We start from the raw sequence: 23,902 nt of genomic DNA, 5'->3' as shown, positions 1-23,902 counted from the left end.
AAGGATGCAGCTTTAGAATTTCGTCTTGCGTGAGCGAATTGACCTGTTTTACTTTTTGCAGACTATGTATTCCTGCATTGAAGATAAGATTATTTACTGGTTTGAAACCACCAGTAATTCTAAATTTTTGAACGGAAGATTAAACATATCTGCAAGGTCTTTATTGGTACAATTGCCCTGATAAATATATAATGCTTCTCTTATTCCGGGATTGTTCCACACCATATTGACCAATCCGCCATATTCTCCAATATCGAGCAAAATTGGCGCAAAAATATTGGTTAAGGCATATGAAGCTGTTCTTGGCACCCTTGAGGCAATATTAGGCACACAATAGTGGATTACATCGTATTTTCTGAATACAGGATTAGTATGATTTGTTACCTCAGAGGTTTCAAAACAGCCTCCCTGATCGATGCTGACATCGATAACAACGGAATGAGGCTTCATTCTGGCCACTGTTTCTTCCATTACCACACAGGGGCTTCTACCATGACTGGCCCGAATGGCACCAATTACGACATCGCAAGTTACGATGGCCTTATTTAAAACGATAGGTTGCATTACAGAGGTAAAAACGCGGCTGCCTAAATTATTCTGTAACCTGCGTAGGCGATAAATAGAACTATCGAAAACCTTTACTTCAGCACCAAGCGCCAAAGCCGTCCGTGCTGCATATTCACCTACTGTTCCTGCGCCTAAAATTACAATTTCTGTAGGTGGCACGCCTGTAAATCCCCCGAGCATCAATCCTTTCCCTCCAGTGACATTACTCAGGTATTCTGCAGCGATAAGGATTGAGGTTGAGCCTACAATTTCACTCATCGCCCTGACAACGCTTAGCACATTTCCTTCATCACGCAGGTTTTCGAAACATAGTGCATTGATTTTTTTGTGCATTAATGACTTGAGGTATTCCTGTTTAAGCGTTCCGGTTTGAAGCGAAGATATCAGGGTTTGCCCTTTGTGCATCAATTCTATTTCATCCAATGTTGGCGGAGCAATTTTCACCAGAATATCTGACTCAAAAACTTCTTTTTTGTCGTATGTGATTTTTGCACCCTGCTCCGCATATTCTGCGTCGGAGAAATTGGCGGCTATTCCAGCTCCACTTTCCAGTAAAACATGATGTCCGTTATTAACCAATAATGCTACAGATAATGGCGTTAAAGCGATTCTATTTTCCTGAAAAGAAATTTCTTTAGGTATTCCAATGTTCAAATTGTTTTTCCTGTTCCTGGTTTCGAGTGTTGCTTCCTGTGTTTGCAATAAGCCCTGACGGGCAATATCAGCCATTCCTTCGCGTAATCCTGTAGCCATGCTGCTTAAAAATGTATTAGTTTTAGGTTGTTCAAGATAAGCAAATTTCTGTTAATTAATTGAGAATTAATTGTTATGCCTTAAGAATTTGAACAATCTTCTGTTATCATCAAGAATGTCGATTTTAACTTTAACGAAATGATCGGGTAATAACTCAGCTACTCTTTCCGGCCATTCAATTAAACATATTTCACCGCCGTAGAAGTATTCTTCGTAACCCAAATCAAAAGCCTCCTGAATGTGCTTTATTCTGTAAAAGTCGAAATGATAAACTGAACAATTTTCACCAAGATATTCATTTACAATCGAATAGGTAGGACTTGATACGACTTCATCTACCCCAAGCATTTTACAGAATTCCTTTATGAAAGTGGTTTTGCCTGCACCCATATCGCCTTCGAAAATGAAAATTTTTTCGCTGCCGGCAAAATCATTGAGCCGCTGAGCAACGAAAGGCAGGTCTGATAAATGATTGGCTGTTATTTCCATTGTAAAATAATAAAGGCAAAAGTAATACATATTTGTATCTCTTTTGCCTTCTTTTTGTTGTGAGATTTATCAAAAAAATGCTGTTATTATCTCGGGGAATACGTTACGACCGGAATAATCATTTCTTCCAATGAAATTCCACCGTGCTGAAACGTTTCATTGTAGTAGTTGACAAACTGATTATAGTTATTGGGATATACAAAATAGCTGTCTTCCCTTGCGAAAATGTAACTGCTACTAATGTTTATTTTAGGTAACAATGCATCATGAGGGTTTTTAATTAGAAAGACATCTTTCGCATTGAAATTGAGGTTTCTTCCCTGCTTATATCTCAGGTTTGTATTCGTGGCGCGGTCGCCAATTACCTTAACCGCTTTTTTAACCCTGATGGTTCCATGGTCTGTTGTAATAATTACTTTGACCTGTTTTTGTGAAATTTTCTTCAGTAAGTCCCAGAGCGGAGAGTGTTCAAACCATGATAAGGTTAATGAACGGTAAGCAGCATCATCATTTGCCAGCTCACGTATCATTTGCATATCCGTACGTGCATGGCTAAGCATATCAACAAAATTAAAAACGATAGCATTAAAATCATTCTTCAACAGCTGATGAGTTTGTTCGACCAGTTCTTTTCCCTGTTCGAAGGTTAAGATTTTGTTGTAACTGAACTTACAATCTTTTCTTAAACTGCGTTTGATGTTATCGGCCAGAAAAGCTTCCTCATGCATGTTTTTACCTCCTTCGTCGTCGTCGTTCTGCCACAGCTGAGGGAACCGTTTTTCCATTTCCAAAGGCATCAATCCAGAGAAAATCGAATTTCGTGCGTACTGTGTTGCCGTTGGCAGAATGCTCGTATACATATCTTCTTCCTCTATTCTGAAATATTCTGAAATTAAGGGGTTGATAATTTTCCACTGATCATAACGCAGGTTATCGATAAGGATGAAAAATACCGGGGTTGTATCATTGATATGTGGGAAAGCCTTTTTCTTTAACAGTTCGTTTGAAAGCAGCGGAGCCTTATCTTTATCTTTAATCCAGTCAAGATAGTTTTCTTCAATAAATTTAGAGAACTGGGTATTTGCCTCTTGTTTTTGCATGGTTAAAATTTCATGCATCTGTGGATCATCCAGCTTTTCGAGTTCGAGCTCCCAAAAGACGATCTTTTTATAAGTTTCAATCCACTCCTCATAATTCAGGCGATCACTAAGCGTCATTCCCAGGCGACGGAATTCCTGCTGATACGCCATTGACGTTTTTTCACTCACCAGGCGTTTGTTATCAATCAATTTCTTGATGGTTAGTAAAACCTGTTTTGGATTTACAGGCTTGATGAGATAGTCGTCGATTTTACTACCAATGGCATCCTCCATTAAATTTTCCTCTTCACTCTTTGTAATGAGTACGACAGGAACATCAGGATTTAAATTTTTAATTGCCGATAAGGTTTCTATGCCACTCATTCCTGGCATGTTTTCATCTAAGAAGACTAAATCGAAATGAGATTTACCAAAAGCTTCGAGTGCGTCATTTCCGTTTGTGAATGTTGTTACGTGGTAACCTTTGTCATTCAATAATAATATATGTGGCTTAAGTAAGTCGATTTCGTCATCGGCCCACAATATCTTTGTTTCTTGCATGTTTCTAATAATAGGTATGAACTCCCTTTTAATTTGGGTAGTTAAATCAAACTATCAATAAAAATAGCAATTTTTGTACCGTATCTATCTATTTAACTATTTTTAACGATTGAATAAGAAGAAAATAATAAATGATCCCGTTTACGGTTTCATTAACATTCCATCAGCGTTAGTTTACGATGTTATTTCACATCCATACTTTCAGCGTTTACGTTACATTAAACAGCTTGGAATGACCCATCTGGTATATCCAGGTGCTTTACATACCAGGTTTCACCATGCATTGGGTGCCATGCACCTGATGAGTTTAGCCATTGAAGTATTAAGGAGTAAAGGGCATTTGATTACAGGGGGTGAAGAAGAAGCCGCTACACTGGCTATTTTACTGCACGATATTGGCCACGGTCCATTTTCTCATGCATTGGAACACTCCCTGGTTACCGGAATCAGGCATGAAGACATTTCATTAAAACTGATGCATGATTTAAATGTACATTTTGAAGGGAAGTTAACGCATGCCATTGAAATTTTTAATGGTACTTATCCCAAAAAATTCCTTCATCAGTTGATTTCAGGCCAGTTGGACCTGGACCGGATGGACTACCTTAACCGCGACAGCTTTTTTACCGGTGTTAGTGAAGGGGTTATCAGCTTTGACCGGATTATCAAAATGTTTAATATTGACGATGACAACTTAGTCATCGATGAAAAAGGTATATATTCGATTGAAAAGTTTCTGATTGCCAGACGTTTGATGTACTGGCAGGTTTACCTTCACAAAACGGTTATTTCCGGTGAAATGATTCTGGTAAAATTATTAGAGCGTGCAAAGGAACTGACCGGGCATGGAGAAAATTTATTTGCGTCCCCATCTTTAAGCTATTTTCTGAAAAATGATATCAACCAGGATAACTTTTTTTTCAACCACCAGAACCTGGAGCATTTTACCAATCTTGACGATCAGGACATTTATGCGGCCGTTAAGGTATGGGTAACTCATCCTGATAAGATACTTGCAAAACTTTGCCAGATGCTTACTTCGAGAAATCTTTATAAAGTAGAGATGGGCAACGAGATGGCAAGCCAGGATCGAGTGGATTTTTTAAAGGATGCTGCAATAAATATACTAGAAATTAAAGCCGAGGAAGCCCGGTATTTCGTTTTTACTAATGCGATACAAAACAGGGCATATAATGCGGGTGTGGGAAACATTAAAATTCTAATGAAAAATAATGACATCGTTGACATAGCAAAGGCCTCGGATTTATCGAACCTTGAATCGCTACAGAAAACGGTTGAGAAGTACATTCTGTGCTACCCAAGGGGTATTTAAACAATTTTAACAAAATATTTGACTTCTACTGCCGTTTTAAGTCTTACTATTGTGTAAAATATACAAGGCTTAACCTTCGCAGGTTTTTTTGTTCATATCAATTTAACATATACCTTTGTACGATGCAATTTACTGCAAAGCAGATAAGCGAGTTTTTAGATGGTTCCATTGATGGCAACCCTGATGTCGCCGTTACCGAACTTTCTAAAATAGAAGATGGAAAAGAAGGTTCTTTGTCTTTTCTTTCCAATCCTAAGTACGAGAATTTTTTATATTCCACTCGGGCATCTGTTGTAATTGTATCAAAAGACTTCGCTCCTGCCCAATCTTACACGAGCACGCTGATTCGTGTTGACAACCCTTACAGCTCTTTTACGATATTGCTTGATAAGTATAATGAGGCGATGAACGCACAGTCGGCACAATCAGGTATTGATAAGCTTGCTTTCGTTCACCCAAGTGCGAAGATTGGCAAGAATGTATTTATAGATGCTTTTGCCTACGTAGCTGAAGGTGTAATTATTGGGGATGGATGCCGGCTTAACGCACAGACCTTTGTTGGTGCAAACTCGAAGGTTGGGGACAACAGCACCTTTTTTCCAGGCGTTAAAGTATACCATAACTCGATCATTGGAAACCGGGTAACCGTACATTCGAATACTGTAATTGGTAGTGATGGTTTTGGCTTCGCTCCCCAGAAAGACGGAACATACAATAAGATCCCTCAAATTGGCAACGTCATTATAGAGGACGATGTTGAGATTGGAGCCAATACAACTGTTGACCGTGCCACAATGGGCTCTACGATTGTAAAAAAAGGGGCAAAAATTGATAATCTTATTCAAATTGCACACAATGTGGAGATTGGTGAAAATACAGTTCTTGCTGCTCAATCGGGTATATCAGGCAGTACTAAAATCGGCCCGAACAGTGTTGTTGGCGGCCAGGTCGGCATTGCAGGCCACTTAACGCTGGCGAAAGGAACCCAAATTGGTGCACAGGCGGGGATAAATTTTAACATTACCGAAGAAGACAAGCAGTGGCATGGTAGTCCAGCCCAACCGTTGCGCAACTGGATGCGTGCATCTGTTATCTTCAAGCATTTACCTGCTATTGAAAAAAGAATAAATACGCTCGAAGAAGAATTGAAAAAGCTAACTGCTGAACTGGAAAAGAACACATTACATAATGAACGTTAGACAAAAAACGATTAAAAAAGAGATATCAGCCTCGGGTGTTGGTTTACACACCGGAGCTAATGTTACCCTTACCTTTTGCCCTGCACCAGAAAACCATGGTTTTAAATTTCAACGTGTTGATTTAGACGGACATCCAATTATTGACGCTGATGCGGATAACGTCACTGACACATCAAGAGGGACTACCATTACCCAGAATGGAGCGAGTGTAAGTACCGTGGAGCATGTGATGGCTTCGTTAGTTGGTATGGATCTGGACAATGTTTTGATCAAACTTGACGGACCTGAAACGCCAATTATGGATGGCAGTTCGATTCAGTTTATTGATTTACTGGAAGAAGTTGGTTCGATTGAACAAAATGCGGATCGTGAATATTTTACGATCCCACATAACATTACGTATACGGAGGCCGACAGAAAGGTAGAGATTGTGGCGATGCCATTAGATGACTACCGTTTTACGTGCATGATTGATTATAACTCACCTGTACTTGGGAGCCAGCATGCGGGAATTAATACCATTGCTGAGTTTAAAAAAGAGATTGCTTCATGCCGTACTTTTTGCTTTCTACACGAACTGGAGTATCAATTACAGCATAACCTGATTAAAGGCGGTGATTTAAACAATGCCATTGTTATTGTTGATAAAGAGGTAACGAAGGCTGAACTGAGTCATTTGGCCAAACTATTTAACCGTGCAGATATTGACGTTGCCCCTCAGGGAATTTTAAACAATATGGAGCTGCGTTACCAGAATGAGCCTGCAAGACATAAATTGCTGGATATGATTGGAGATCTGGCACTGGTTGGTATGCACCTGAAAGGCCACATTATGGCTGCCCGTCCGGGGCATGCCGCGAATGTTGCCTTTGCAAAGAAAATTAAAGCAGCGATTAAAAAAGAAAAGAACAAAAAAATACAGAAGGTTTACGATCCAAGTGCCAAACCACTTTTCGACGTGGTGAAGATCATGGAAATATTACCTCACCGTCAGCCATTTCTATTTGTTGACAAGATCCTTGAATTATCAAAAAACCATGTTGTGGGCGTTAAAAACGTTACCATGAACGAGGAATTTTTCAAGGGGCATTTTCCTGGGGCACCTGTTTTCCCAGGAGTAATTCAAATTGAGGCTATGGCTCAGGTAGGTGGGATTTTAGTTTTATGCACTGTTCCGGATCCTGAAAACTACCTTACTTATTTCTTAAAAATAGATAATGTGCGATTCCGGGCGCAGGTGTTACCAGGTGACACGATTGTTTTCCGTTGCGACTTACTTGAACCGATCAGGAGGGGTATTGCCCAAATGAAAGGCGTGGGTATGGTTGGTGAAAAAATCGTAGTAGAAGCCGAAATGATGGCTCAAATTTCAAAAGTTAAACAAGCAGAACCAGCCCAATAATGATACAACCATTAGCATATATACATCCACAGGCAAAAATAGCCGAAAACGTAGTTATTGAACCTTTTGTAGTGATACATAAAGACGTTGTAATTGGCGAAGGTACCTGGATTGGCTCAAATGTTACCATTATGGATGGTGCACGCATTGGTAAAAACTGCCGTATCTTCCCCGGAGCTGTGATCTCAGGTGAACCTCAGGATTTGAAATTTGCCGGCGAGGTAACTACTGCAGAAATTGGCGATAATACTACTATACGTGAGTGTGTAACCATAAATCGCGGGACGAAGGATAAATGGAAGACTGTTATTGGCAGTAACTGTTTAATTCAAGCCTATTCTCATATTGCCCACGATTGTGAAGTTGGTAATAACTGTATATTCTCAAACAGCACCACGCTAGCCGGACACATCACTATTGGCAACAATGTTGTACTTGCCGGTTTGGTTGCGATACATCAATTTGTAAAGGTTGGTTCATATGCTTTCGTAACCGGAGGTTCATTAGTACGTAAAGATGTTCCTCCTTATGTTAAAGCGGCGCGTGAACCTCTTTCATATGCAGGGATCAATTCTGTCGGTTTACGCAGGAGAGGTTTTACGAATGAGCAAATTGACGAGATTCAGGAAATTTATCGCGTTTTATTTGTGAAACACAATAACGTAACGAAGGCACTGGATATGATAGAGGCTGAATTTAAACCGACTGAAATTCGTGATGAGATCGTTGATTTTATCCGAAATTCGAACAGAGGGGTAATGAAGGGCTTCGGAATGGGAAGTTAACTGAGGCAGCTACTTAACAATGAAAATAGCTTTAAACAATGTGGGCCGGAGATTCAATAAAGAGTGGATTTTCAGGTCATTAACCACAACGTTTAATTCTGGAAGCAGCTACGCAATCCTGGGCCCAAACGGCTCAGGAAAATCGACTTTATTAAGTATTTTAACCGGAAGCCTGGTTCCTTCAGAGGGAGCTATACTATTTTCTGATGGCAAAGATTTGCCGGTAGAGGAGGTATATCAGTATATTAGTTTAGCGGCTCCGTATCTCGAGCTTGTTGAGACCTTTACACTTAGGGAGATTATTGATTTTCACTTTAAATTTAAGGCCTTTGCGGATGGCGTTGATTCAAAATTGCTTGTTTCCATTTTAGGATTGGAAAAGGCGGCTAACAAACAAATCAAATACTTCTCCTCTGGGATGAAACAAAGAACCAAACTTGCTTTGGCCTGCTGCTCTGATTCTCCTATATTGTTTCTGGATGAGCCAACAAGTAATTTAGATGTACAGGGTATTAACTGGTATCGTGAACTGATAGAGCAATTCACAAAAGACCGGCTAACCATCATTGGTTCGAATCAAATTCCGGAGTACGATTTCTGTGACATCCAGCTACAAATATCTGACTATAAGTAAATTGTTAAGTATTAAAGATGTCTATACAGACTTACATTTGTCATCCATTTGTATTATAAAAATATTTTATTAAAAACATTTCGGAATTAACAAATTCTTCTTACCTTTGCACCACCAAAACGAGATACAAATATTAATTATTTCATCGTTTAGAGAAGACAATTTTTTCCATTAATCCGGAATTGAATATATAGCTGTAAAAGGCAAAAGATTTTTTCATAGTTTAGTTTGAGGTTTAGGTTGATTATGCCTTTGGAGTGGTTCCCAAAGGCATTTCTTTTGCGCTCAACTTTAATTGCCGCATTTTAAAATAGCGCTGCTGATGGTGATCAGCAGTGCTATTTTTTGTTATTTCAGTGTTTTTTCAAAAAGCTTAAAAATCCGTTTATATTCATCAGTCCAGCTGGACGGTTCAACAAAACCATGATCCTCTACGGGGTAAACTGCGAGCTCCCAGTTATTTTTACCGAGTTCAATGAAACGCTGGGTAAGGCGAACGATGTCCTGAAAGTGAACATTAACATCAACCATTCCGTGGGCCATAAGCAGATTGCCTTTTAATTTATCAGCAAAGTATATGGGTGAACTTTTTTTATAAGCAATAGGATCGTTGAAAGGTTCATTCAGAATATTAGATGTATAACCATGATTGTAATGTGCCCAATCGGTAACCGAACGTAATGCTGCTCCACTGGCAAAAACATCTGCCTCGTTGAACATGGCCATCAGTGTTATGAAACCTCCGTACGAACCGCCATATAATCCTACATGTTTAGGATTTACACCATATTTCTCTACCAGAAATTTGACGCCGTCAACCTGATCAGTTAAATCCTTTCCGCCCATAAAACGATAAATACCGGTGCGGTGGTCTCTTCCATAACCAGAACTAGCGGTATAATCAATGTCTATTACCGTGTATCCATGATCTGCGAGCAGGTTATTGAACATAAATTCCCTGAAGTAAGTGCTCCAGCCGAAGTGAACATTCTGCAGGTAGCCTGCACCATGCACAAATACCACTGCCGGATGACTGGCGGCAGGCTGATCGGACTTATAAACCCGTGCATATACATCGGCACCATAACGGTTCTTGAAAGACACTAAATCGGGTTCTCTCCATTTATATGAATTAAATTCCGGAGATGTTGATGAAGTAATTTTTGTGGCCTTTGCGCCAGCCTTATTTTGCTGAAGATAAAGCTCACCCGGCTTATTCATATAAGAGTAGTTAATTGCGATGTATTTTTCATCAGGAGAAAGCGTAATATCACTTAATCCTTTCATGGCGGTAAGCTGAATAATTTCTCCTCCGTTTACGCTAATCTTGAAGAAATTCGTAATTCCGGGATGTTCCTTATTGGCCTTGAAATAAAAATAGTTTTTGTCTTTAGAGAGCTCAAGCGTTTGAACTTCCCATTTACCTGAAGTGAGTTGCTTTTTGTCGCCACTGGAAACATTTGCGACATATAAATGAGAATATCCGGATGCCTCACTCTGATAATAAAAGCGATTATTGTCTATCCATCCCGAACTGCCCTGGTAAAAACCACTGATTCCAGGTCCGCCTATCCATGCCTCATCATGCTGCCTGTCGATGAGGTTGAATTTGCCTGTGGAAGCATCAAGTTTTAAAATCCAGCGATCCTTGTTATCCAGAGAGGATGCAATTACTATCGCAGCTGTACCATTCTGATTCCAAACAGGGCCGAAAAAATTAACAGGCCTATCAGCATTCTTCTTTTTTAGACTATCCAATTCCTTTGGATAATCTTTATAGAATTCCGGGATATCTTTTATTCCGGTGATTGTTGAAGTTTGAAGGGCGTAAACAGAATCCTTTACCGTATCGTAAATAAAGCCCTGTGAAAGGTTTTCGGTTTCGCCAACCTTTGTCCTGCCGGGGATATCTTCAGTATATCCTGAAGCAGTTACATAATTAGGGACTATGGTATTGTGGTTACCAGTACCAGGCGAGGTAAGCTTATAGGTGATAAAATGACCATCGGGACTGATTACTAAGCTCGTTAGTGATTTATCATTAGTATAAAGCTGTTTAAGGGGCTTTGAATCAGCAGAGGAAGCACCGAAACGGCCTCTGCCACCACGACCAGCATTCCGTGTTTCTGCATTTCGCTTTTTAATGATATCAAAAAGCTCAGTTTGCTGGGACTTCAGCCAACTTTCCTGTTCGGTGGCCGATTTTGTTGCAGACTTACCAGCGGGCTTTCCTTTGACAAAATTAGTTAGCTGTTTTGTTTCCGCACTGTTTAGGCCTAACTGAAAGAGATTATCGCCCAGCTGATAAATGACATCTCCATTTGTCAGGAAAGCTGGATTGCTTTCTCTTTCTATGGTATTAGTTAACCGCATTTCTTTTTTGCTATTGAAATTCTGCAGATAAATGTCGCCTCCTTTCTCGATCAGACCGAGTGTTTTATCTTTGTTATAGACATAATTCAGGCTCAAAAGCTTCTCATCTTCTTTATCTACAGCTTTTAAAGGCTTTGTTGACGTGGGAGTGATTTTAAAAAGTTCTTCTTTAGTCTTATTTTCCGGATTCCAGTTAAAGTATAATGTTTTGCTATCTGCTGTCCATCTGAAGTTTGCGGGTGAAACGCCCATCCACTTTGGATCGCGCATGATTTTTTCGACAGTTAGTGGAGCAATTTGTTGCGCAAAAGCATAGTTGCCCGTGCAAAGCAATAGGAAAAGTAAAGATTTCTTCATGAATATTGGTTTGGATACCGCAATTTAGACAATGCGAAAACTAAATCATGAAGGAAATGGAAATGTTACAAGTTTGGGCTATCTGATTACCCTTCCTGTTCGATCCACATTCACTATATCAAATGGTTTCAGGTATTCGTTTATGATTACAGAAAATTCCCTTCGGGTTAAGACTTTGTTCATATTGTATTTCGAACTGAATTTGTATTGTTTGACCCATTTCTTCTCGATTTCTGCTTTCGTTGTTTCCGGCGCTTTGTTACCGACATAACACACCAGGGATATCGTATTTTCGAGATTAACCGCGACATCTTTATGGTCGTCGAACCAGATCTGTGCTTTGTAGTAGTAATCTTTTACAGGCTGTTTGATTTCCTCATACAAAACTGCTTTTTCCGGATTAAAGAACAATTTTTCGTTTTTCAATTCTGCCTTTAAAATACCTGTAATACCTACCTTTTGAATGGCCAGCCAGTTTGAATCTGCAATTTTAACATCTTCAAAAGGCATTAGGGGTAGTTTATAACTTAATAATTCACCCTGTATTCTCTTCAAGTTCGACAAGCTGGTTTTAGTTTGGAAAAAGGCCGCATAAGCAGCCGTTGCGCCAGCAGCCTGACCTGTTTCTAAATGATCAGGCTCAATGTATAGGATGTTTTCCTGATCGGGGATGAGTAAATTGTAAAGCGAAATAAAGTTTACACTTTCCCCTATTGCACCAACTGTGGTTCGGTATGAATTTTCATAATAATTAACCGGGGTAGTTTCTGCCGGCTTTAAGGTTTGAATTTTTAAAGCCGCGTAAACTTGTTCAGGGCGATCAGTGATAATCAGAATTTTTGCCCTGATGCTTCTGTCTTTATTAATTTTAGCCTCCCAATTACTCCCCGATCTTTTAATCTCAATTATTGTGGTATTATTAATCACATCGAAAAGTTTCGAACTATCAGACCATGTTTTAACCACGGCATTGAAAATCTGACTCGTTATTACGGGGAGCGGAATACTATCTGCCAGTTTTAAAGATTTTCTGGCTCTTTTCTCAAAAGCTCCCGTTACGCCACTTTGTCTAAATTTTCTATAGTCATCTGTTTTAAACCCATCGCTTTGTGTCAAAACAATCGAATTTACACCCGACTCAGATGCCTGTACACCAGCAGCAAAGGCGGCATTTCCATTGCCTAAAATTAATACATCTGTTCTGGTAGTCTGAGCATCCGCAATTAAAGGAATCAACAGTGCAAAAACAAGAAACAACTTCTTCATTCAACGTGATTTAAATTAATTGCAATATGCTTTAAATGAATGAATTTTTAATGAAATGAAATTATTTTAACTAAATTTAATAGGCACATCGATAGGTTAACCTGTTTCTATAAAAATAAGTACCTTTCGGATATGGATATAGAACTACTTAAATACCCTATTGGACAATTTATCATGCCCGATGTCTTTGATAAGCAACTGGCAGAAATCTGGATTTCGGAGATTGAGCATTTGCCCGATCAGATCAAAAAAGTAACAGACAATTTGAGCGTTGAGGAACTGAATCGAACCTATCGTCCAGGCGGGTGGACTCTAAGACAGGTTGTACACCATATTCCAGACAGCCACATGAACGCTTACATTCGTTTTAAGCAAGCAGTTACTGAAGAAACTCCTGTAATCAGACCTTACTACGAAGAGCGCTGGGCAGAAACAGAAGAAGCGAAAAACGGTGACATTGAACTGTCGGTTACATTACTTGGTGCTTTACACCGTAGGTGGGTAACTTTCCTAAGAACCCTGCAACCGGAAGATTATCAAAAGAAGTACATTCACCCGGCACAGGATAGAGAGCTTACTTTGGCTAATATGTTAGGAATGTATGCATGGCACGGTAAGCATCATTTAGCACATATCACAACAACCATAAACACCACATAGCAGAAGTATGCATTTCGTTTATTGGCTTTCATTGCAGTGATTTACATCATGACCAGCATTGTTGCACTCATGGCAATCATTATTGCATCTTCTACAATGGTAACCGTACTCATTGGTAAATTAAACACTGCACCTAAACAGGCGCATCGAATTTTCTTTTTATTTATTACGCTTTCCAATACACCGAGAATACTAACAGTCATTACAACCAGTGTTACCCAGTTTAAGATCACCGGAGATAAATTACAAGCAAAACCTAAGCCTAAACCCAGTTCAATGAATGCGTAAACATAACCCCACAGGCTAAGCTTTTTAGCGACGATATCGTACATCGCATAACTTTCGGCAAATGCCTTCAGGTCGAGGAATTTGAAGAAGGAGAATACGAGGAAAAATCCTGCCATAAATACCCGCATAAAAGTCATCAAATTCAGGGTACTGTTTTGCCATGAAACGATGAATGAAATTGCAGTTACATAACCAAAAATCAATAAGATTGGCTTATAGGTTTGTATCCATGATTTGCTTTCTTGCATCACGTCATGAGGGGTATTTGCAGAAATCTGATATTTACTGTTTATTCCGCCGAGTGCATGCTGCAGATCAGATAAACCTATGTGCTTAGCCATGCCGATGGTCGCCGAGTTATTCTCCTTCGAAACCTCGACAGAAGTTACATTGGGTAAAACGAGCAGATTATTTTTAACTTTATTTTCGCAACCACTGCAGGTCATGCCGGTAAGTTGATAGGTATGTGTCATCATCATAATTTTAAACAAAAATACCTGATTAGCTGGTTAATAACGTTACAGAATAATCATAAAATGTTACAGGATTTTAAGTGGCATACGCTGTATAGAAATAAAGGGACAAGGTGTGACTAGCCGACCAGAACCGAAGTCATGGTTAACGAGCCGCCTACAGCCTTATCGTTAAAGAAAGAAATATCCTCCCTTTCGTTTTTCATTCCTAAGGTATAAATAAGTGGTAGATAATGTTCAGGGGTCGGAATGGCAAGCATTGCTTCAGCACCTAAATTTCTATAATCGATTAGGGGCTTATGGTCGCCGTTCATGATCAGGTTTTTAAATTTACCATTCATTTCGTTAGCCCAATCGTAGCCTCCTCCGTTAATCATTTCCCAACTCAGCATACGCAGGTTATGAACCATGTTTCCGCTCCCGATAACCAAAACACCTTTTTTACGAAGGGCATAAATCTCTTGTGCGATTTCGTAGTGTTGTTCAGGCGATTTTGTATAATCAATACTTAATTGCAGCACAGGGATGTTAGCTTCAGGATACATATGCCTTACAACAGTCCAGGTTCCATGATCTAAACCCCAATCATGATCTAACCCAACATTAGTACTATGTATGAGCGATGGTATTTCTTCAGCAAGTTTTGCATCACCGGGAGCAGGATACTGCACATCAAAAAGCGTTTGGGGGAAGCCTCCGAAATCATGAATGGTTGATGGAAAATCCATCGCTGTGACGAAAGTGCCACGGGTATACCAATGCGCTGAAACAACGAGAACTGCTTTGGGTACCGGAATATGTTTTGCCAAATCCGCCCAACTCTGGCTAAAATCATTATTCTCAATACCATTCATCGGCGAGCCATGACCAATAAAGATGGTTGGCATTAGCTCCGTTTGTGGCAAACGCTGTGTGAAGTTTTTGAATTGTGATAATGCTGACATCGCCAAGAAGTTTGAATAACAAAATTACAGCGCCAGATGAGGTTAAGTCTTGATATATGATAAGAAAAATAATCCTTTCGGAGGTTGATGTTAAATATAGGCTAAACTTCATCCAAAGGTTTTCTATCATTTAAATGTTTATAGGCGGAAGGTGTAAGACCTGTAACCTTTTTAAATTGAGATGAAAGGTGTGCAACGCTGCTATAATTGAGTTCGAAAGCAATCTCGCTTAAGGTGAGTTCTCCATAAGTGAGCATTTCTTTGGCCTTCTCTATTTTTTGTGCGATAAAATACTTTTCGATCGTTTGATTTTCAACTTCTGAAAAGATAGTGCTCAATTGGGGATATTCGAGATTTAGCAAGCTGCTTAAATAGACAGAAAGATTAATTTTTAATGCTTCCATGGAATAGTGAACGAGATTAATAATTGAGGTTTTAATCTGCTCTGAAAGCTGCGTTCGTTTATCCTCCAAAAGTTCGAAACCAAAAGCATTCAACTGTTCTCCTATTTTAGATTTATCGGTTGCAGAGATATCTTCCTGTAAAGAAACCCGACCCAGTTCGACAGAAACAGGGTTAAAGCCGAGTTTCTGCAACTCTGCTTTAACCACCATTTTGCAACGGTTGCATACCATGTTTTTGATATGCAGATTCATTATTTTGGTTTTATCGTTTCAGACACATCACCACAATCAAACATCATGCTTCCATAGTATGGATTTTCAATGTTTTCCTTTTCATTTAACCAGCTGGCTTTTGCCATCGGGCAATGCTGAACATATACCGTAGCATTATTAAATTTGATATTTCTTACCGTTTTAATCATTGCCGAAGAAAGACTTTCGAAAGATTTTCGCTGTGCTTTGATATCTTTTCCGGCAGCTAATTCGATTGACTTTGCTTTGATAATTTTTGATTGCTCCATCCAAAGCATATGTTGAGCAGCAGGAAGGTCTTTGTGTTGTATAGCATCAACCTTGTTAGAAAGCGCATTTGCTTTTACTTTTGCTACATCTTGTTTGTCGAAAGCCAGTGCATTTTTCACGTCGTAATAAGCTGCAAGCAATTGGTTAAAAGCCGCATCAGTTTTACTTTGTGCAAATGTTGTTTTGGTCATTGAGATAGCAAATACAGCTATCAGTACTATTATTTTTTTCATATTATCAATTATTTTAAAGCATTAAAAAAGTTAAATTCTGCCCTTAAAAGGTACATATTTTTGGTGTATCTGTTTACCATGTTTCCTGTAGCCTGGAAACGATATCCAAGGTCAATCCTTGTTCTGCTGTTTAAAATCAGCTGAACTGCCGGAGCTAAATCCAGGTATGACTCACCAGAGGATGGATCGGTTTTACCCAGCATCTCAAAGTAGAAATTAAAATTAGGCTCCTTGTAATTTTTGTACACCAGGGGGAAAAGCAAATATCCTGAAGACAGGCTGTAAGATAACATATTACTGGGTCGGGGCATTCCTGCGATCTGGCTTTCACTATCCTTAAAAGCATGAGCATAGCCGAGTGTCGCAGAAAGGGCCAGTTTATGCAGCAATTGCGTAAAAATCAGGCCTCCCTGTACCCCACTGTTATCTCCTTCCAGATTAATATCTCTCGTGTAGGTTGGCCGCTTGCTTGTACTTATCCTTCCGAAGGCAGCAGCCCTGAAATGGCTCTGTGCTTCATCTATTGATAAAAACCTGTATTTAACATATAAGCTCCCCCCTTCCAAACGATATTTTCCATCCATATCCGAAAGAAAAGCCTGTGCATGTGCCATCAGGTTTTTGTTAAAGCCAAACATCACTTCGGGAATTGTTCTGCTTACAAAATCAGGATTGTTAAACATACCTTCATTGGTTAGCCTAACCCCGATGGATTTAGTTGGCATATTGCTGGCCGGCTCAGTAAACACATATAATTCCTGGGCTACAACATGACCGACTGTACCGGCCAAAACCAGCACAACAAATAGTAATTTCTTCATTTTTTTAAGAAAGAACTAAGTGAAAAACACGGGTTTTCTTACCATTAACAACGGCAGCGCCGCTTGAATAAGCATCAGAGTTTACCGTTGCAGATTGTTTTCTAAATGCAGATCCTGAGATAAAATCTTTATCAACTACAGCTGCCTTTACTGTTCCGTTAAGCGTTTTGTTTTTAGCATTTACAAACCGGTAAACATTTCCATCCACAATTGCCTGGCCTTTATCGTCTACCTTAACCTGATTAAAAGTAAACTCAGCCATTAGTCCTCCTACCGAAAAACCTGCATCCTGAACTTTTTTACGAACCATGTCAAGATTAATGTCAGCCCCTTTTTTAAAAGTCAGGACAAAAATATTTTTATTAAGATCGGGCTTTACTGAATTGATGAAGCCGAGTGTTTCAAGTGATTTTTGTGTTGCATTTGAACACATAGAGCAGGTTAAACCGGTAACCTTTAAATCGGCTGTTGAAATTTGTTGTGCCGAAACGTTAACGGCAAAAAGAAGCATGATAATGCTGAATAATTTTATTGTTTTCATGATTTTTGAAATTAGAATTTAAGAAATAAACTATTCCTAAGGGATGTTGAACACCCTTTAAGGTTTACTAATTATCCTAATTCCTGAAAATGCAATTGAAAACGTGCAGTGCTACACCAAGCCTGAGCGGAGGTGCTTTGTTGCTTATTTTATTAAAGAAACTTGATTTTAAATCACTAAAGAAAGTAATAACCGGTGGATGAAGAAAAAGTTGAATTGAAAACAACTTAGGCATTTCCACCTTCGCTTCAACCTGATGGCTATCTTTGACTTTTACCGTTACCTGTGTATTTTTACAGCAACCATCGTCTTTCTTTTCAGCAGGAATATCTTTGCAGAACTTACAGGATACAGCATTACTGAACAGTTTAACATTTTCGAGCTTCCCGCCGCAAAAATGTAAACTTAAAGCCAAACCCATAACACTTACCGTATACAATACGGTTAAAGAAAGTGCTATTTTTTGTTTTAACTTCATTATTACAAAGGTAAAGCAAAAAAAACCGAATAACATTGCCTTTTATTTATTGAATTTCATTTTTTAAAGTAATTTAGCCTTAAACACCGTTTAAAATGAAGAAATTACTCCTGCTGATTGGGTTACTTACCACATTATCTACTTTTGCCTCAAAGCCAAAAAATCAATATATCAAGATTAAAACTGAATTTGGTGAATGCATTATCAAGCTATATAATGAAACGCCTCTGCACCGTGATAACTTTTTAAAGCTGACAAAAGATGGTTATTTTAACGGTACTTTATTTCACCGGGTGATTAAGGATTTTATGATCCAGGGCGGGGATCCCGATTCAAGAAATGCAAAACCTGATAGTTTGCTGGGCGAAGGTGGGCCGAAATATACCATCCCTGCAGAATTCAGAGACAGCTTGTTCCATAAAAAGGGTGTGCTTGCTGCTGCCAGGGACGGCGATATGATTAACCCAGAAAAAGCATCAAGCGGAAGCCAGTTTTATCTGGTGCAGGGAAAGGTTTTTACCGATGAGCAGTTAAATAGTCTCGAAGAAAAAAGACTGAAACATAAAATTCCTGACTGGCAAAGACTCGTATATAAAACTATTGGTGGTACACCTCACTTAGACCGGAACTACACTGTTTTCGGCGAGATTATTTCGGGGTTGGATATGGTAGATAAAATTGCAATGCTAACTACCGACAAAAATAACAGGCCTAAACAGGATGTTAAAATGGATATCACAATTTTAAAGAAACGGGAAGTTAAGAAACTTGAGAAGGCATTAGCAAGTCAGCTTTCGTAAAAATGAGACCGTTATTTAGATATTAGTGGTTCCTGACGGTTGTCATAGAAATATAATAAGTATATTCTATCGTTTTGGATCTCGTAAAAGATAGAAGTCAAACTGGTTATATTTCCTTTTCTAAATCTTTCTGATGAAAGGGATTCAAAAATTTCCGGGTGACTTCTGATTATAGAAATAACTTTGTTGGTCTGTTTCAAAAATTTCTTTGATGAGGTTTCTCCAAATCGGTTGTAAATAAACCAAAAAATCGCATCAAAAGTCTCTTTTGCCTCATCACTCCAAAATATTTCAAAAGTCATAGGTATTTGTTATACAATTTCATCACCTCGTCATGAGGTGTAAATTTTCCCTCTTCAACTTGTTTCATTCCTCTTTTAATACCCTCCTGAACGTGTAATGGTAAATCTTCCAAAATAAACTTCTCACTACTGCTTAAAAGCATGTCTAATTCAGACAAAAGATTTTCATCATTAGTTTCGAAGACTTTTTTAGCGATTTCAATTTTTAATTCTTCTATGCTCATAAACAAATTTAACGAAATGAAACTTCAATTACTATAGCCTGTCATCATTAATTTCTAAATTTACCACCAATGAAAATTATCTCCTACAACGTTAATGGCATTCGGGCAGCCAGTACAAAAAATTTTTTCGGATGGTTACAAGCCACGGATGCAGACATGGTATGCTTGCAGGAGGTGAAAGCCTTGCCTGTGCAAATTCCTGAAATAATTGCTTTAATAGAGCAGCTAGGTTACCATCATTATTGGTTTCCTGCTGAAAAAAAGGGATATAGTGGCGTGGCGATTCTTACGAGAATCAAACCTAATCATGTAGAATATGGTTGTGGAGAAGAATGGATAGACAAAGAAGGAAGGATTCTAAGGGCCGATTTCGGCGATTTTTCTTTGATGAGTTTATATATGCCTTCAGGTTCAAGTGGTGAAGAAAGACAGGTAAAGAAATATGATTTTATGCGGTTTTTCAACACCTATATAGGTGAGTTACGCAAGGAAATCCCGAATCTCATTGTGAGTGGCGATTATAATATCTGCCATACTGCCATTGATATCCATAACCCGAAATCGAATGCGAATTCATCGGGTTTTTTACCTGAAGAACGGGAATGGATGCAGCTGTTTTTAGACAATGGTTTTATCGACACCTTTCGTCATTTCAATAAAGATCCTCATCATTATACGTGGTGGAGTTACAGGGCTGGATCGAGAGGAAAGAATCTGGGCTGGCGAATCGACTATCATTTAGCCACGCGACCGATGGAAAGCAGATTGAAAAATGTCAGGATTTTACCTGATGCGATTCATTCAGATCACTGTCCGGTTTTACTGGAACTGGATTAAAGGTTTTCTGCCTCGTATTTTTCACCTGCCTTCAACATCAGCTCAATTTGCTTTAAATCGGCCGGTGTTAGCTCCTCTTTTTCCTGCAGTTCAAATACGGCAATCATGTTGTCTTCGTATTGTTTTTCTGTTTTGATAACGATTTCGTTTGCCATGATTGCTAAAATTTAATAATTGCTGTTGGTGTGATACAAAAATCAAGACGAATGTCGTGTTCACTTAAGTCATCAATTTTTTCTATTGCAGGTGACAAAGATAAGCCTATTTTCCGAGCATTTAAATTTTCAAGGAAGCGGTCGTAAAACCCCTTTCCATACCCTACCCTGTAGCCCTTTTTATCAAAAGCGAGTAGCGGTATAAATACCAGATCAACCTCCCCGTTGTGAAGACCACCTTTTTGTGGTTCTAAGATGTTATAGATGTTTTTCTTCAAATCGTGTGTACCCAGATACTCATGATGGGTCATTAAAGCTGTTTCGAAATCTGCTTTTGGAACGATAATTTTTATCTCCAGGTAGTTTTTTGCCAGCCAGTTAATGAGCAGAAATGTATCAGGTTCTCTTTTTTCGGTTATCGGTAAAAATATATGTAGTGCTTTTACATCACTAAAATCCAAAGTGGTAAACTGATCCAGCAAACCTTTGTTTAGTAATTCATACTCATCTTCGCTAATTGCTAATCTGTCTGTTAAAGCTTGTTTCCTGATCACTGATTTTAACATGGTATCGATTTAGGTAACTAATGCGATGGTACGCTTATTTGTTTGAAAAAACGGTTTAAAACAAAAAGCCCCGCAATGCGAGGCTCATGATCAATCTTATAGATTATTTTACGCGCTCAACATACTCTCCTGTGCGTGTATCAATCTTAATTTTATCGCCCTGATTAACAAACATCGGAACTTTCACTTCAACACCATTTTCAAGAGTGGCTGCTTTTAGCGCATTTGTAGAAGTATCCCCTTTAACTGCAGGTTCAGAATAGGTAATTTCGAACTCAGCAAAGTTTGGCAGCTGGCCCATAATTGCCTCGTCGCTTTCCATTGAAACGATAACACTCATTCCTTCTTTCAGGAATTTAATTGCTGAACCAAATAAAGATTTTTCAACATTATATTGCTCGTAGGAGTTATTGTCCATTACTACTAAATAGTCTCCATCTTCATATAAATATTGATAGTCGTTGGTTTCTACACGGCAGATTTCAACAGCCTCATCGGTATTCATACGTGCTTCAACAATTCTACCTGTTTTAATATTGCGGAATTTACCAGTATAAAAAGCGCCGCCTTTACCTGGCGTACGGTGATTCCATTCGTCGACAGTAACCAGTTCGTTATTTACACGAAGAATGTTACCTGTTTTAATTTCTGATGCTTTAGCCATATTATTTGATCCTATTTGGATTTATGTTTCTTTTTTTTGTGACGGCAAAGGTAAAATTATTTTAACAAAAACCTATGCCGGTAAGGGCTAAGGGATTAAGCTTACTTTACCCGTTCCATGTAATCGCCGGTTTTGGTATCTACCTTAACCTTGTCGCCCTGATTAATAAATAACGGCACCCTGATTTCTGCTCCTGTTTCAACAGTAGCATATTTCTGTGCACTCGTGGAGGTATCGCCTTTTACAGCTGGTTCTGTATAAGTGATTTCCAGTTCAACGCTGTTGGGTAACTGGGCAACTATTGGTTCATCGCTTTCAAAAGCAATGGTAACGTTCATTCCCTCTTTTAAAAACTTAATTGAGCTTCCGAAGAGTAGTTTTGGGATATTGTATTGTTCGAAAGTGTTGTTATCCATCACAACCAGATAATCACCATCTTCATACAAATACTGATAATCGTTGGTTTCTACCCTACAAATTGTTACTTCTTCATCTGTACGAAAACGGTATTCTACAATTTTTCCTGTTTTTACATTACGCATGCGCGCCTGATAGAACGCCCTTAAATTTCCGGGGGTCCGGTGAATATACTCTTCAACGCTTACCAGCTCTCCGTTGAAACGAAGAACGTTCCCGCCTTTTACTTCAGATGCTTTTGCCATTATATTATTAAATGTTATGTTAATTCCGAAACATCAAAGTTAAAAAATGAATTCTGATTTGAAAAAGCAAAAACCTATTTATCAGTTGGTGAGCATTATTGAGCAGGGCTTTAAAAAAACAAGAGATTTATAATGGCTATAATTAATCTTTAAATTATAGTTTTTAACTATATCTATATCAATAAATACAATGAACTATTAGTTATCTGCGTTTGATTGACTGATGAATTCACCGTACCTTTGTGGCACAAAATTAAAGACAACAAATTATGGCAATAGTAGGTAAAAAATTCCCGAGTGTTAGTATTGATGCAATGTCAGACATGGGTGATGACTTGAAGATCAATGTATTTGAAGAAGCTGTAAGCAAAAATAAAAAAGTATTGTTATTCTGGTATCCAAAAGATTTTACTTTCGTTTGTCCTACAGAATTGCACGCTTTCCAAGCTGCTTTGCCTGAGTTTGAGCAAAGAAATACCATTGTAATCGGTGCTTCCTGCGATACAAATGAAGTTCATTTTGCATGGTTAAATACACCAAAAGATAATGGTGGTATTGAAGGCGTAACCTATCCTATCTTAGCTGATACACACAGACAGCTTTCTGGTATTTTAGATATATTAGATCAGGAAGTTAATTATGACGAGGAAGGAAACGAATCTTTCTCTGGTTCGAACGTAACTTTCAGAGCCACTTATTTAATTGATGAAACAGGTAAAGTATTCCACGAAAGTGTTAACGATATGCCATTAGGTAGAAACGTTAAAGAATATTTACGTTTAATTGATGCTTATGCTCACGTACAGAAGCATGGTGAAGTTTGTCCTGCAAACTGGGAAGAAGGCAAAGAAGCAATGAATGCAAACAGAACTGGTGTAGCAGAATATTTAGCTGCCAACTAATTAAATAAAACATTATGTTTTTAGAATTAACAGAAGATAATCTTCAACAGTATTTAGCTGATCATTCGAAAGTTATGGTTCAGTATGCTGCATCATGGTGTGGTAACTGCAGAATCATGAAACCAAAGTTTAAAAAACTGGCTTCAGAAAATGAGGATGTAGCTTTCTTAATTGTTGATGCAGAGAAACTTCCGAATTCACGCAAATTCGCAAACGTTGATAATTTACCGACTTTTGCTGCATTTGAAGGTGGAAATCTGGTTGATCAGGTGCAAACCAACAAGGCTGAAGGTTTAGTAGAATTATTTAATAAAATAAAGTAATGAAGATTCCGGTTATCAGACAATTATTTCAAAATACCACTCCAGCACAACTGGAGACCACTTTAGAGGTTTTAGAGGCTTTTTGTGAATTTAGAGGGGTGAGTGAGCATGAGGTTGATGTTGCGGGCGAAATGATTACCAATATTTGTGGTGCGCTTGAGGTACATCAAATGGTAAGTGAAGGTGCTGCTGAGAAAGATGCGCTAAATGCCTTCGGTCAGAAAGTAATGGGATCGATTGACAGATAATTCTCTTTAATCAGACTCTTTGAAATATTAAGCCCTCTCAGATATAATCTGAAAGGG

Annotated in this window: 29 protein-coding genes; 11 read left to right on the top strand and 18 right to left on the bottom strand. The window is 38.6% G+C overall.

Going from position 1 to position 23,902, the window contains the following annotated elements:
* Positions 1–93: 93 nt before the first annotated feature.
* From AC570I_RS08855 to porX, 3 genes are all read right to left on the bottom strand, one after another.
* Positions 94–1,320, bottom strand: a complete 1,227-nt coding sequence (locus tag AC570I_RS08855; RefSeq protein WP_497405179.1) for an alanine dehydrogenase — start codon at positions 1,318–1,320, stop codon at positions 94–96.
* Between the two features lie 66 nt (positions 1,321–1,386).
* Entirely contained in the window at positions 1,387–1,809 is a 423-nt protein-coding gene (tsaE, locus tag AC570I_RS08850; protein ID WP_497405178.1) for a tRNA (adenosine(37)-N6)-threonylcarbamoyltransferase complex ATPase subunit type 1 TsaE, read from the bottom strand.
* Between the two features lie 86 nt (positions 1,810–1,895).
* On the bottom strand, positions 1,896–3,449 hold the full coding sequence (porX, locus tag AC570I_RS08845; protein ID WP_497405177.1) for a T9SS response regulator signal transducer PorX: 1,554 nt from the start codon (positions 3,447–3,449) through the stop codon (positions 1,896–1,898).
* A 109-nt stretch (positions 3,450–3,558) separates the two neighbouring features.
* Here porX and AC570I_RS08840 point away from each other — a divergent pair, with 109 nt between their 5' ends.
* From AC570I_RS08840 to AC570I_RS08820, 5 genes are all read left to right on the top strand, one after another.
* On the top strand, positions 3,559–4,782 hold the full coding sequence (locus AC570I_RS08840) for an HD domain-containing protein (RefSeq protein WP_497405176.1): 1,224 nt from the start codon (positions 3,559–3,561) through the stop codon (positions 4,780–4,782).
* Positions 4,783–4,904: 122 nt separating this feature from the next.
* Positions 4,905–5,981, top strand: coding sequence for a UDP-3-O-(3-hydroxymyristoyl)glucosamine N-acyltransferase (lpxD, locus tag AC570I_RS08835; RefSeq protein ID WP_497405175.1), 1,077 nt, complete (start codon positions 4,905–4,907; stop codon positions 5,979–5,981).
* The gene (locus AC570I_RS08830) at positions 5,971–7,383 is read left to right on the top strand and encodes a bifunctional UDP-3-O-[3-hydroxymyristoyl] N-acetylglucosamine deacetylase/3-hydroxyacyl-ACP dehydratase (RefSeq protein WP_047799665.1); all 1,413 of its coding nucleotides are present in this window, start codon (positions 5,971–5,973) and stop codon (positions 7,381–7,383) included. Before lpxD ends, AC570I_RS08830 begins: the two co-directional genes overlap by 11 nt.
* Positions 7,383–8,168, top strand: coding sequence for an acyl-ACP--UDP-N-acetylglucosamine O-acyltransferase (lpxA, locus tag AC570I_RS08825; protein ID WP_010599175.1), 786 nt, complete (start codon positions 7,383–7,385; stop codon positions 8,166–8,168). The genes AC570I_RS08830 and lpxA overlap by 1 nt, the downstream gene beginning before the upstream one ends.
* Before the next feature lie 19 nt (positions 8,169–8,187).
* The gene (locus AC570I_RS08820) at positions 8,188–8,802 is read left to right on the top strand and encodes an ABC transporter ATP-binding protein (RefSeq protein ID WP_497405174.1); all 615 of its coding nucleotides are present in this window, start codon (positions 8,188–8,190) and stop codon (positions 8,800–8,802) included.
* Positions 8,803–9,150: 348 nt separating this feature from the next.
* On the opposite strand, the gene AC570I_RS08815 is transcribed toward AC570I_RS08820, so the two are convergent.
* Both AC570I_RS08815 and AC570I_RS08810 read right to left on the bottom strand, forming a co-directional pair.
* Entirely contained in the window at positions 9,151–11,532 is a 2,382-nt protein-coding gene (locus AC570I_RS08815) for a S9 family peptidase (protein ID WP_497405173.1), read from the bottom strand.
* 78 nt (positions 11,533–11,610) lie between these two features.
* Complete coding sequence (locus AC570I_RS08810) at positions 11,611–12,798, bottom strand: hypothetical protein (RefSeq protein ID WP_497405172.1); 1,188 nt, start codon at positions 12,796–12,798, stop codon at positions 11,611–11,613.
* A gap of 132 nt (positions 12,799–12,930) precedes the next feature.
* Between AC570I_RS08810 and AC570I_RS08805 the strand changes: the two genes are divergently transcribed.
* On the top strand, positions 12,931–13,458 hold the full coding sequence (locus AC570I_RS08805) for a YfiT family bacillithiol transferase (protein ID WP_497405171.1): 528 nt from the start codon (positions 12,931–12,933) through the stop codon (positions 13,456–13,458).
* Positions 13,459–13,499: 41 nt separating this feature from the next.
* Here AC570I_RS08805 and AC570I_RS08800 read toward each other — a convergent pair whose 3' ends face one another.
* The 7 genes from AC570I_RS08800 to AC570I_RS08770 all read right to left on the bottom strand — a co-directional run bounded on the left by AC570I_RS08800 (position 13,500) and on the right by AC570I_RS08770 (position 18,162).
* Positions 13,500–14,225, bottom strand: a complete 726-nt coding sequence (locus AC570I_RS08800) for a heavy-metal-associated domain-containing protein (protein WP_497405170.1) — start codon at positions 14,223–14,225, stop codon at positions 13,500–13,502.
* 113 nt (positions 14,226–14,338) lie between these two features.
* Positions 14,339–15,163, bottom strand: a complete 825-nt coding sequence (gene ygiD / locus AC570I_RS08795; RefSeq protein ID WP_497405169.1) for a 4,5-DOPA-extradiol-dioxygenase — start codon at positions 15,161–15,163, stop codon at positions 14,339–14,341.
* A gap of 101 nt (positions 15,164–15,264) precedes the next feature.
* Complete coding sequence (locus AC570I_RS08790; protein ID WP_497405168.1) at positions 15,265–15,819, bottom strand: AraC family transcriptional regulator; 555 nt, start codon at positions 15,817–15,819, stop codon at positions 15,265–15,267.
* Positions 15,819–16,322, bottom strand: coding sequence for a DUF3347 domain-containing protein (locus AC570I_RS08785; RefSeq protein WP_497405167.1), 504 nt, complete (start codon positions 16,320–16,322; stop codon positions 15,819–15,821). Before AC570I_RS08785 ends, AC570I_RS08790 begins: the two co-directional genes overlap by 1 nt.
* An 8-nt stretch (positions 16,323–16,330) precedes the next feature.
* On the bottom strand, positions 16,331–17,143 hold the full coding sequence (locus AC570I_RS08780; RefSeq protein ID WP_497405166.1) for a hypothetical protein: 813 nt from the start codon (positions 17,141–17,143) through the stop codon (positions 16,331–16,333).
* Between the two features lie 4 nt (positions 17,144–17,147).
* Positions 17,148–17,684 carry a heavy-metal-associated domain-containing protein gene (locus AC570I_RS08775; RefSeq protein WP_497405165.1) on the bottom strand — a complete coding sequence of 179 codons (537 nt, stop codon included), beginning with the start codon at positions 17,682–17,684 and terminating at the stop codon, positions 17,148–17,150.
* Between the two features lie 76 nt (positions 17,685–17,760).
* Complete coding sequence (locus AC570I_RS08770; protein WP_497405164.1) at positions 17,761–18,162, bottom strand: HYC_CC_PP family protein; 402 nt, start codon at positions 18,160–18,162, stop codon at positions 17,761–17,763.
* A gap of 95 nt (positions 18,163–18,257) precedes the next feature.
* Here AC570I_RS08770 and AC570I_RS08765 point away from each other — a divergent pair, with 95 nt between their 5' ends.
* Positions 18,258–18,962 carry a peptidylprolyl isomerase gene (locus tag AC570I_RS08765; RefSeq protein WP_497405163.1) on the top strand — a complete coding sequence of 235 codons (705 nt, stop codon included), beginning with the start codon at positions 18,258–18,260 and terminating at the stop codon, positions 18,960–18,962.
* Positions 18,963–18,973: 11 nt separating this feature from the next.
* Here AC570I_RS08765 and AC570I_RS08760 read toward each other — a convergent pair whose 3' ends face one another.
* Positions 18,974–19,264, bottom strand: a complete 291-nt coding sequence (locus AC570I_RS08760) for a type II toxin-antitoxin system RelE/ParE family toxin (RefSeq protein WP_497405162.1) — start codon at positions 19,262–19,264, stop codon at positions 18,974–18,976.
* Positions 19,261–19,488, bottom strand: a complete 228-nt coding sequence (locus tag AC570I_RS08755; protein WP_497405161.1) for a hypothetical protein — start codon at positions 19,486–19,488, stop codon at positions 19,261–19,263. Before AC570I_RS08755 ends, AC570I_RS08760 begins: the two co-directional genes overlap by 4 nt.
* A gap of 69 nt (positions 19,489–19,557) precedes the next feature.
* Between AC570I_RS08755 and AC570I_RS08750 the strand changes: the two genes are divergently transcribed.
* Complete coding sequence (locus AC570I_RS08750) at positions 19,558–20,325, top strand: exodeoxyribonuclease III (protein WP_497405160.1); 768 nt, start codon at positions 19,558–19,560, stop codon at positions 20,323–20,325.
* On the opposite strand, the gene AC570I_RS08745 is transcribed toward AC570I_RS08750, so the two are convergent.
* From AC570I_RS08745 to efp (AC570I_RS08730), 4 genes are all read right to left on the bottom strand, one after another.
* A complete protein-coding gene (locus AC570I_RS08745) occupies positions 20,322–20,480 on the bottom strand; it encodes a hypothetical protein (protein ID WP_156166737.1) in 159 nt (52 codons plus the stop codon). The two genes, AC570I_RS08750 and AC570I_RS08745, sit on opposite strands and share 4 nt — an antisense overlap.
* Before the next feature lie 5 nt (positions 20,481–20,485).
* Positions 20,486–21,046, bottom strand: coding sequence for a 5-formyltetrahydrofolate cyclo-ligase (locus AC570I_RS08740; protein WP_497405159.1), 561 nt, complete (start codon positions 21,044–21,046; stop codon positions 20,486–20,488).
* A gap of 103 nt (positions 21,047–21,149) precedes the next feature.
* Positions 21,150–21,710: an elongation factor P gene (gene efp, locus AC570I_RS08735; RefSeq protein WP_047799679.1), complete on the bottom strand. Its 561-nt coding sequence runs from the start codon at positions 21,708–21,710 to the stop codon at positions 21,150–21,152.
* Between the two features lie 101 nt (positions 21,711–21,811).
* Positions 21,812–22,372: an elongation factor P gene (gene efp, locus AC570I_RS08730; RefSeq protein WP_047799680.1), complete on the bottom strand. Its 561-nt coding sequence runs from the start codon at positions 22,370–22,372 to the stop codon at positions 21,812–21,814.
* 269 nt (positions 22,373–22,641) lie between these two features.
* Here efp (AC570I_RS08730) and AC570I_RS08725 point away from each other — a divergent pair, with 269 nt between their 5' ends.
* The 3 genes from AC570I_RS08725 to AC570I_RS08715 are packed head-to-tail and all read left to right on the top strand — an operon-like array spanning position 22,642 to position 23,845.
* Positions 22,642–23,274 (top strand): peroxiredoxin, encoded by a 633-nt coding sequence (locus tag AC570I_RS08725; protein WP_316799176.1) that lies wholly within the window; start codon positions 22,642–22,644, stop codon positions 23,272–23,274.
* 14 nt (positions 23,275–23,288) lie between these two features.
* A complete protein-coding gene (locus tag AC570I_RS08720; protein ID WP_047799682.1) occupies positions 23,289–23,597 on the top strand; it encodes a thioredoxin family protein in 309 nt (102 codons plus the stop codon).
* The gene (locus AC570I_RS08715) at positions 23,597–23,845 is read left to right on the top strand and encodes a DUF6952 family protein (protein ID WP_010599336.1); all 249 of its coding nucleotides are present in this window, start codon (positions 23,597–23,599) and stop codon (positions 23,843–23,845) included. The genes AC570I_RS08720 and AC570I_RS08715 overlap by 1 nt, the downstream gene beginning before the upstream one ends.
* The last annotated feature ends 57 nt before the right edge of the window (positions 23,846–23,902 follow it).

This window comes from Pedobacter sp. A2324 (genome assembly GCF_059693705.1).
The sequence above is the reverse complement of the archived record's forward strand: the minus strand, read 5'-3'. Positions and strand labels throughout refer to the sequence as shown.